Here is a 9,567-nt window from a genome sequence, read left to right as displayed (position 1 = left end):
GCGGGTTCGTCGTTGCCGTTGAACATATAGAGGCAGCGCTCGAAGCTTGCGAGGTCGTCGGCCGGGGCATTCTCGGTCAGGACGAGGACGGTGGCGGCGTTCGCGTTCCCCGCGCCCGCGAGGGTGAGCAGGATCGGCTGGGCGGTGGCGTCAACGCCCTCGCCCTCCCGCGCATGGGGCAGGAAACTCTCGGGGCGGTAGGTCCAGAGCGCCTCATCGAGGGTCTCGATCCGCTCCTCCGTCACCCCGCGAACAGCCACGCGAAAGCCCCGCTCCCTCACCTTCTCCAGGAGGCGCGGCAGGGCCCGCTCGATGGGCTCCGATTGCAGGTGATAGAAGCTGACCTCGGTCACGGAGCTCTATTTGCCCTCGTAATTATCCCGCACGAACTTGTCGAGGAGGCGCACGCCATAGCCCGTGCCACCCTTCGGTACCGTCGGCTTGTCGGCCTTCGACCAGGCCATCCCGGCGATATCGAGATGGACCCAGGGCACATCATTGACGAACTTCTGCAGGAACTCGGCGGCGACAATCGAGCCCGCACCGCGCCCGCCGGTGCCGATATTCTGCAAATCCGCGATCGGTGATTTCGTCTGCTTGGCGTAGGCGTCGGATAAGGGGAAGCGCCAGACCCCCTCGCCCACGGCCTTGCCGGCCTCAAAAAGCTGTTCGGAGAGTTCATCACTGTTGGAGAACAGCCCGGCGTTTTCATGGCCGAGCGCGATGATGATCGCCCCGGTCAGCGTTGCGAGATCGACCATGAATTCCGGCTTGAACCGGTCCTGCGTGTACCACAGCGCATCGGCGAGCACGAGGCGGCCCTCCGCGTCGGTGTTCAAAATCTCGATCGTCTGCCCGGACATGGAGGTGACGATATCGCCCGGCCGCTGCGCGTTGCCGTCGGGCATATTCTCGACGAGGCCAATGACACCGACCACGTTGACCTTGGCTTTCCGGCCCGCCAGCGCCTTCATCAGGCCGGTGACCGTGCCCGCGCCGCCCATGTCCCATTTCATTTCCTCCATGCCGGGGCCGGGCTTGAGCGAGATGCCGCCGGTATCGAAGCAGACGCCCTTGCCGACAAAGGCGAGCGGCTTGCGGTTCGCCTTCTTGGCCGTCGCGCCGTTCCACTGCATGATGACAAGGCGGCTGTCGCGGCGGGAGCCCTGCCCCACACCGAGAAGCGCGCCCATGCCGAGCCGCTCCATCTTCGCCTCATCGAGAATTTCCACATGAACGCCCATGTCGGTAAGTTCAAGGCAGCGATCGGCGAAGCTTTGCGGATAGAGCGTGTTCGCGGGCTCGCTCACCAGGTCGCGGGTGAGGAAGACGCCTTCGGCCAGCGCCTCCATATCCGCGAAGGCCTTGCGCGCCGTCGCCGATCCCTTGCAGGAAACGGTCATGCGGGCGAGCGTGGGCTCCGCCGCGTCGTCGATATCGGTCTTGTATTTCTGGAACCGGTAGGAGCCGAGCATCGCGCCCGCCGCGACGGCGGCGGCGGCCTCGCTCGTCTTGATCGCGTCCGCGCCCAGATCATCGAGGATGACGGTCACGCTGCGCGCGCCCGACGCATTGAGCTTTTTCACCAGCGATCCGCCCAGGGTCTCCATATCCGTCTGGCCCAGCTTTTCCACCTCGCCGAGACCGAACAGGACAACGCGCGAGACTTCCAGACCGTTCGGGGCCATGAGTTCCAGAAAATCGCCTTGCTTGCCCTTGAACCGGCTGGTTTCCAGCGCCCGACTGAGCGCGCCGCCGGTTTTCTCATCCACTTCCTTGGCGGTCGGGGAGAGGGCATTGTCGGCATAGATCGCGACCGCGAGCGACCCGCGCTTGGGGAGGGAGATTTCAGAAAATGCGAACTTCATGGAAAATTCCTATTGTTTTCGGGACGTGAATCAGCAATACCGAGCTTCATCAACTATGTATGCGTAATATTTTTCATAGCGCGTCCTTTCCTGACTGGCAACAAGCAAAACTATCGCTATACTCCCCTCATGAAAAATATTAACCGTTATATTATGAAGCAATTGGCCGTTCCCATGCTCTTCATAACCTTTTCGTTGACCGGGGTGATCTGGCTGTCTCAGTCGCTCAAGTTCGTCGAAAAGCTGATCAACGGTTTGCCGGTTTCGACCTTCCTCTATCTCTCGCTTTTGCTGCTGCCCGACATCCTGCGCTACACCCTGCTGCTCGGTCTCTTCTTCGGGACGCTGTTCGCCTTTAACAAACTTTATTCGGACAGCGAGCTGATCGTCATGTGGGCGGCGGGCCTTAGCAAATCGGCGCTCGCCAAGCCCGCCATCTATCTCGCGCTGATCGTCGCGCTGGTCATGTATTTCCTGGGGTTTATCCTCGTGCCCTATGGCAACCGGACGGTGACGGAGCTGCGTGTCGCCTGGCAGGACAGCCTCGCCGCGGTGGTGCTGCGCGAGGGCGTGTTCAACAGCCTCACCGATGGCGTGACGGTCTATATCCGCGAGAAAACACCGGCGGGCGAGATGCTGGGCATTCTGGTGCATGACGAACGGGTGCCGGAAAAGCCCGTGACCTATATGGCCGAGCGCGGCGCTTTCGTGAAGACCGAGGAGGGCCCCCGCTTTATCATGAACGCCGGGAACTTGCAGGAAGTCTCGAAAGAGGATGCGAAGCTCAGCCTGCTTTATTTCGATCAATACGCCCTTGATATCAGCCAGTTCGAAAAGAAGAGCGGCGCCCGCTGGCTCTCGCCCGAACATCGCTATATCTGGGAACTCGTCAACCCGGAGGACGGGGAGCGCGTCCAGCAGGAAATGTACAAGCTGACGGCGGAGCTTAACCAGCGCATCGTGCTGCCGCTCTATGCGGTGGCGCTTGTCTTTATCGCGCTTGCCGGGGTGATGGGCGGGGAATTCACCCGCCGGGGCCGCACCCGACGGATGACCATCGCCGCCGCCGCCGGGGTGCTGCTGCTGATCGGGGCGATGGCCCTGTTCCGGGCGACGGTGCAGCCGGTGCTGGTCACGGTCGCCCTTTACCTGCTGCCCGTCCTTGTCTCCTTCGGCGCGGCCTATCTCGCCAGCGGCAGGCGCATACCGTTCCTTGACAACAGGGCGCCCCCGGATGGCCTGCCCAGCGGGGAGCCCGGCTGATGCTCCTCCCCGAGACGCTTTCCCTCTATCTTGCCAAGCAGTTTATCAAGAATGTCGCCGTTATTTTCGGCGTGCTGATGACCATTGTGTTCCTTGCCGATTTTATCGAGGCATTGCGCCGGAGCGCCGATCGCGGCGATATCACGATCTTCATCCTGCTGGAGATGGTCTTGCTGCGCATCCCGACCCTCGCGCTGAAGCTGCTGCCCTTCATCGCGCTGTTCGGCGGCATGCTGACCTTCTTCCGCCTCTCGAAATCGAGCGAGCTCACGGTCATTCGCGCGACCGGCGTGTCGGTCTGGCAGTTCCTGTTCCCCTCTCTCCTCATTGCCTTCGGGGTTGGCCTGCTGGTCCTCACCGTAATCAACCCCATCGCCGCCGAGATGCAGGCCCGCAACGACCGGATGGAGGCAAAATATTTCGAGACGAAGTCGAACCTGCTGACCCTCTCCACCAATGATCTCTGGCTGCGTCAGCTGGATGAAGAGGGTCTGTCGGTCATTCATGCGCGCGGCGCCATCAATCGCGGCCTCGACCTGACCGATGTGATCATTTTCGAGTACGACCCCGATGACCAGTTCACCGGCCGGATCGATGCGGATCAGGCACGGCTGCACCCCGGATATTGGGAGCTCGATAATGTCGTGATTACCGGCCCCAACAAACCGGCGGAGCGGCGCGACAAGCTGGAACTGCCGACGACGCTCACGGTCCTGCAGATTCAGGAAAGCTTTGCCTCCCCGGCGACCCTCTCCTTCTGGGATTTGCCCGGCTTTATCGAGACGCTGGAACTCGCCGGCTTTTCCGGTGATCGCCATCGCCTGCACTGGTACAGCCTGATGGCGGGGCCGATCCTGATGCTCGCCATGGTGCTGGTCGCCGCCACCTTCTCCCTGCGCACCCTCAGGCAGGGCCGAACGGTGCTCATGGTGCTCGGCGGGATTACCACCGGGTTCGTCTTCTATTTCATGACCGATATCATTTATGCGTTGGGGCTGTCGGGCAACCTGCCGATTATATTCTCCGCCTGGATCCCCGCCGTCGCGATCACGCTGTTCGGCCTGGCCATGATGTTTCATCTGGAGGATGGCTAGACGATGCGGCGGATGATGCCCCTTTCCCTTGCGGCGCTCCTGCTGCTGCCCGCGCCGATAGGTGTCGCTTTCGCGCAGGAAACGCCATCGAGCGAGCCAGACCTTTCCAAGGAAGCCCTCCTCAGCGCCGATGAGGTTACCTATTTCAATGCCGAGCAGCGGGTTGAAGCCACCGGCAATGTCGAGATTATGCAGGGCGATCGTATCCTGAAATCCGACAGGCTGATCTATAACATCGCCACCGATACGGTCCGCGCGGAGGGGAATGTCATCCTGCTGGACCCGACCGGCAATGTCCTTTTTGCCGACAATATGGAGCTTGAGAACGAACTCAAGACCGGCGCCATCCGGGATTTCAAGCTGCTGTTCACCGATAATTCCCGCCTTGCCGCCCATGACGCGGTGCGCGAGAATGAAAACCGCACGGTGTTGACGAAAGCTGTCTTTACAAGCTGTGAGCCCTGCCGCGAGGATCCCGACCGTGCACCGATCTGGCAGATCAAATCCGAGAAGGTCATTCATGACCGCTCCGAGAAAACCATCACCTATCGCAACGCCTTTCTGGAATTCTTCGGCGTGCCGATTGCCTATACCCCCTATTTCTCCCACCCCGATCCGACGGTCGATCGCGAGAGCGGGTTTCTGGCGCCCACAACGTTTGATTCATCGACCCTCGGCTATGGCATCAGTGTTCCTTATTACTATGTCATCTCCGACGACAAGGACATGACCATCACGCCAACGCTGACCACCAAGGAAGGCCTGCAGATGGCGACGGAATACCGTCAGGCGGTCGAGAGCGGCGATTTCAAAATTGACGGCTCCCTCACCTATGTCGACGAGGTGAACGACAATAATATCGAGACCGGGGACAAGGAATTTCAGGGGCATATCCGCGGTGACGGGGAGTTCAAGGTTGACGACGGCTGGATCTGGGGCTTCGATGTCTTTCGCACCACCCATGATACCTATCTTGATAAATATGATATCAGTGACCTGGATACGCTGACCTCCACCGTCTATCTTCAGGGGCAACGGGGCCGGAATTTCTCGCTTCTCAGCGCCTATAGCTTCCAGGGGCTGACCGAAGACGATGTCTCGGGCGAGACCCCGGTCGTCCCGGCCTGGTGGAATTACAGCTACGTCGGTGAGCCTAATTCCTTCGGGGGCCGGTTCAGTGCCAATGCCGATGTTCTCGCAATTTACCGCACCGACGGGCAGGACACCGACCGCTTCTCTCTTGAGGGCGGGTATCACGTTCCCTACACCACGTCGAATGGCCAGGTCTTTACCTTCGACACGTCGCTCCGCGGTGATCTCTACTATGCCCATGACATCCTCGCCAATCCAGACGATCCGTCGAGCGCGACGGACCAGAATGACTTCTACGGGCGTGTCGTTCCCTCCGCCTCGCTCGAATGGCGCTATCCCTTCGTCCGTCAGGCCGGCACCATCCGCCAGCTGGTTGAACCGATTGTCGAGGCCGTCTGGTCCGATGTCGTGGGCGATAACGACACCCCGAACGAAGACAGCCTCAGCTTCGAATTTGACGATACCAACCTGTTCGGCTCCAACCGCTATGCCGGTCTGGACGAGGTGGAAACCGGCGCCCGCGTAAATTACGGGATCAACATGGGGGTTTATGGGGCCTCCGGCGGCTACACGACCTTGCTGTTCGGGCAAAGCTATAATTTCAGCGACAGCACCGGATTTGCCAACGGCACCGGCCTGGAGGATCAATTCTCCGATTATGTCGCCCGGCTGGAAATCCGCCCCGCCGACTATCTGCAATTCGTCAACCGCGTCAGGCTCGATCATGACAGCCTCTATCTCGCCCGGAACGAGGTGACCACGAAGGTGGGCACGATGGATAACTGGTTCGGTCTTGGCTATGTTTACCTGCGCGATGATCCCAACGGCCTGACCCAGGACAAGCGCGAGGAAATCTATGTCGAGGGCAAGACCAGGGTTGCCGAATTCTGGAGTGTTTACGGCAGTTACCGGCGTAATCTGGTCAACAGCGGTAATTCCATTGACGGACGGCTCGGGCTGGAATATCTGGATGAATGTTTCGGCTTCGCCCTGGAAGCCAAGCGGTCCTTTACGCGCGACCGGGATGTCGAGCCCGAAACCCGGGTCAGCGTTAAGTTCAGACTGCTGCCTTTCAACTAGGCCCGGAACAGGTTATCCTATGCACGCGCTGTATCAAGCGGCTGAAATTTTTGTAAAAACACGTAAAGATTTGTAAGAATGCTGATCCGTCAAATGTTGAAAAGCTCCCTGCTCGCGGGCATGGCCGTTCTGGTTGTCCTGACGACGGCCCTGGCGCAGGACGTTCAGAAAATTGTCGCCATCGTCAATGACGAGATCATTTCCGGCTATGACCTGAACCAGCGGATTACCCTCACGATATTGCTCTCCGGCTTTCCCGACACACAGGAAACCCGCAAGCAGCTCGTCAACCCGACCGTGGCGCGGCTGATCGACGACCGGCTGAAAATGCAGGAAGCGGCGCGGTTCAATATTGCCGTCAGTGATGAGCAGGTGTTTGAAGCCATTTCCTTCCTTGAGAAAAACAATGGCATGGAGCCAGGCCAGATCGACCGGATGCTCGGGCAGAGCAATGTCGATATCGAGACAATACTGGCGCAGGTCCGTGCCAACCTGACCTGGAACCGGATCATTCAGGAGCGGATCATGACCCGCATCACCATTTCGGATGAGGAAGTGGAGGCCGTGCTGAAACGGCTGGAAAACAACAAGGGCAAGAGCGAATATCTGCTGAGCGAGATATATCTGCCCGTTGAGTCCAATACGCCCGAAGCAGAGGTCCGAAACGCCGTTGCCAACCTTGTCTCGCAACTCCGCTCCGGCGCCTCGTTCCAGCGCGCCGCCGCCCAGCTCAGCCAGAGCGCGACGGCGGCCTCCGGTGGCTCGATCGGCTGGGTGCTGGAAGACGAAGTCCCGGAGGAAATCGCGGCGGTCCTGCCCGACTTGCGCCCGGGGCAAGTCTCCGATCCGGTACGCACAATCGACGGCTATTACATCCTGCTAGTGCAACAATCCCGCAAGATTCTGGATACCGACCCCAATGATGTGACCCTCGACATCACCCAGATCATCGTTCCCGCCGGCAGCGGAGAGAATGCGGGCGGGGAGGCCCAGGAAAAACTTGCCGGCGCGATCAGCAATTTTATCGATAGCTGCGAACAGCTCCCCAGCCTGCTGACGGAACTCAACAGTACGGAGAGCGGGAATATCGGCCGCATCCGCCTCGGCGATATGCCCGAGAATATCAAGGCGATCCTGAAGGATATGGAGACCGGGGATGTCAGCGAGCCTTATCAGGACGGGGAGCTTTACCGCATCTTCGTCGTCTGCGACCGCAACGATCCGCAGGCGCGCAGCAACGATCCCGACGAGATCCGCCGCGAGATCCTGATCCGCCGGGCCGAGAACCGGGCGCGCGGCTATCTGCAGGATATTCATAATGCCGCGACCATCGAGACCCGCTAGGCGCCGGGCGGCAGGATCATGACCGACACGCCCCTTCTTGCCGTCACCATGGGCGATCCCAACGGGATTGGCATCGAGATTACGGCGAAGGCCTGGTCCCTCCGGAAAGAGGAACGGCTCGCGCCCTTTTTCCTGATCGGCGGGCGCAAAACAATCGCGGCGCAGCTTCAAACATTTGAGCCTGAGGTCCCGCTCGTTGACATTGCCGCGCCAGCGGAAGCGCGCGGGGCGTTCGAAAATGCCCTGCCCCTCCTGCCGCTCGACCCTGCGCTCAACGACGCGGAACAGACGATCGAGGCCATCCGCCTCGGCACCGAGCTTTGCCGGCAGGGTGCGGTCCATGCCCTTGTCACCAACCCGATCCACAAGAAGCGGCTGTATGAGGCGGGCTTCGCCCATCCGGGCCATACGGAATATCTCGCCGCGCTCGACGAACGACCGGGAAAATCGGTGATGATGCTCGCCTGCCCGAAGCTGAAAGTCGTGCCCGCAACCGTCCATATCCCGATCCGGGAGGTGCCCGCGAAACTTTCCGCCGATCTGCTCACCCATGTGATCGAGACGACCCACCGGGATCTTAAATCCCGCTTCGCCCTTGAAAGCCCGCGCCTTGTCGTTGCCGGGCTCAATCCCCATGCGGGGGAGGATGGCAGCATCGGAGACGAGGAGGAAACGCTTCTCCGCCCGGTGATTGAAAAGCTCCGCGCGGGCGGGATGAACATCACCGGTCCCTTTGCGGCCGACAGCCTGTTCCATGATGCCGCGCGGGAGAAATATGACGCCGCCATCTGCATGTATCATGATCAGGCGCTGATCCCCCTCAAGACGCTCGATTTCGAGGGCGGGGTGAATGTCACTCTCGGCCTCTCCTTCATCCGCACCTCCCCCGATCACGGCACGGCGGAGGATATTGCGGGCAAAGGCCTCGCCAACCCGGCGAGCCTGATCGCGGCAATCCATATGGCGACCCATATGTCCGGCGCGGACAATGGCTGAGGGCGACACGCTTCCGCCTCTGCGTGAGGTGATCGCCCGCTATGGCCTCAATGCGGAGAAATCGCTGGGGCAGAATTTCCTCCTCGATCTTAATCTTACGGGCCGCATTGCCCGCTGCGCAGGCTCGCTTCAGGGCGAGACAGTGATCGAGATCGGGCCCGGCCCCGGTGGCCTGACCCGCGCAATACTGGACGCGGGCGCGGCAAAGCTTATCGCCATCGAGAAGGACACCCGCTGCCTCCCCGCCCTCGCCGATATCGCCGCCGCCTATCCGGACCGGCTGGAAGTGGTGAATGACGACGCGCTGGAGATTGACGAGGGCGCGCTGTTTGACGGCAAGGCGAAGATCATCGCCAACCTCCCCTATAACGTCGCAACGCCGTTGCTGATCAAATGGCTGAACCGGCGGGAGCGGTTTTCTTCCCTCACCCTGATGTTCCAGAAGGAAGTCTCCGACCGGATCACGGCGGTGCCCAGCACCAAGGCCTATGGCCGTCTCAGCATTCTCTGCCAATGGCTCTGCGAGACAAAACGCGAATTCGACATCTCGCCCCGCGCCTTCACCCCGCCGCCGAAAGTGACCAGCACGGTCGTCACCTTGCGCCCTTTCGCGGCGCCCGCCTATCCCGCCAACCAGGCGGTGTTGGAGAAGGTGGTTGCCGCCGCCTTCGGTCAGCGCCGCAAGATGCTGCGCGCCAGCCTCAAACCCCTCGGCATGCCCGCCGAAGCCATGCTCGGAAAAGCCGGGATCACCCCGACCCGCCGGGCGGAAGAACTCACGGTCGAGGAATTCTGCGCGCTGGCGCGGGTCTACGCCGATCAGTAACCCT

The 9,567-nt window shown here is 60.8% G+C and carries 8 protein-coding genes; 6 read left to right on the top strand and 2 right to left on the bottom strand.

Annotated features, from left to right (window positions below; all coding sequences use genetic code 11):
• The coding region (locus tag P1U71_RS12595; protein WP_301105960.1) for a DNA polymerase III subunit chi at positions 1 to 353 on the bottom strand (353 nt) is incomplete at its 3' end.
• A gap of 6 nt (positions 354 to 359) precedes the next feature.
• The gene (locus P1U71_RS12590) at positions 360 to 1,868 is read right to left on the bottom strand and encodes a leucyl aminopeptidase (protein WP_301105959.1); all 1,509 of its coding nucleotides are present in this window, start codon (positions 1,866 to 1,868) and stop codon (positions 360 to 362) included.
• Positions 1,869 to 1,997: 129 nt separating this feature from the next.
• Here P1U71_RS12590 and lptF point away from each other — a divergent pair, with 129 nt between their 5' ends.
• From lptF to rsmA, 6 genes are all read left to right on the top strand, one after another.
• Positions 1,998 to 3,131, top strand: coding sequence for an LPS export ABC transporter permease LptF (gene lptF / locus P1U71_RS12585; protein WP_301105958.1), 1,134 nt, complete (start codon positions 1,998 to 2,000; stop codon positions 3,129 to 3,131).
• Positions 3,131 to 4,225: an LPS export ABC transporter permease LptG gene (lptG, locus tag P1U71_RS12580; RefSeq protein WP_301105957.1), complete on the top strand. Its 1,095-nt coding sequence runs from the start codon at positions 3,131 to 3,133 to the stop codon at positions 4,223 to 4,225. The genes lptF and lptG overlap by 1 nt, the downstream gene beginning before the upstream one ends.
• Positions 4,226 to 4,237: 12 nt before the next feature.
• A complete protein-coding gene (locus P1U71_RS12575; protein ID WP_301105956.1) occupies positions 4,238 to 6,397 on the top strand; it encodes an LPS assembly protein LptD in 2,160 nt (719 codons plus the stop codon).
• Between the two features lie 78 nt (positions 6,398 to 6,475).
• Positions 6,476 to 7,741: a peptidylprolyl isomerase gene (locus tag P1U71_RS12570; protein WP_301105955.1), complete on the top strand. Its 1,266-nt coding sequence runs from the start codon at positions 6,476 to 6,478 to the stop codon at positions 7,739 to 7,741.
• Positions 7,742 to 7,759: 18 nt separating this feature from the next.
• Positions 7,760 to 8,737 carry a 4-hydroxythreonine-4-phosphate dehydrogenase PdxA gene (gene pdxA / locus P1U71_RS12565; RefSeq protein WP_301105954.1) on the top strand — a complete coding sequence of 326 codons (978 nt, stop codon included), beginning with the start codon at positions 7,760 to 7,762 and terminating at the stop codon, positions 8,735 to 8,737.
• A complete protein-coding gene (rsmA, locus tag P1U71_RS12560; RefSeq protein ID WP_301105953.1) occupies positions 8,730 to 9,563 on the top strand; it encodes a 16S rRNA (adenine(1518)-N(6)/adenine(1519)-N(6))-dimethyltransferase RsmA in 834 nt (277 codons plus the stop codon). The genes pdxA and rsmA overlap by 8 nt, the downstream gene beginning before the upstream one ends.
• The last annotated feature ends 4 nt before the right edge of the window (positions 9,564 to 9,567 follow it).

Origin of the sequence: Sneathiella sp. (genome assembly GCF_029233945.1) — a bacterium.
Classification (GTDB): Bacteria; Pseudomonadota; Alphaproteobacteria; order Sneathiellales; family Sneathiellaceae; genus Sneathiella.
Note: the sequence above shows the minus strand (reverse complement) of the source record. Positions and strands in the feature narration are given on the sequence as shown.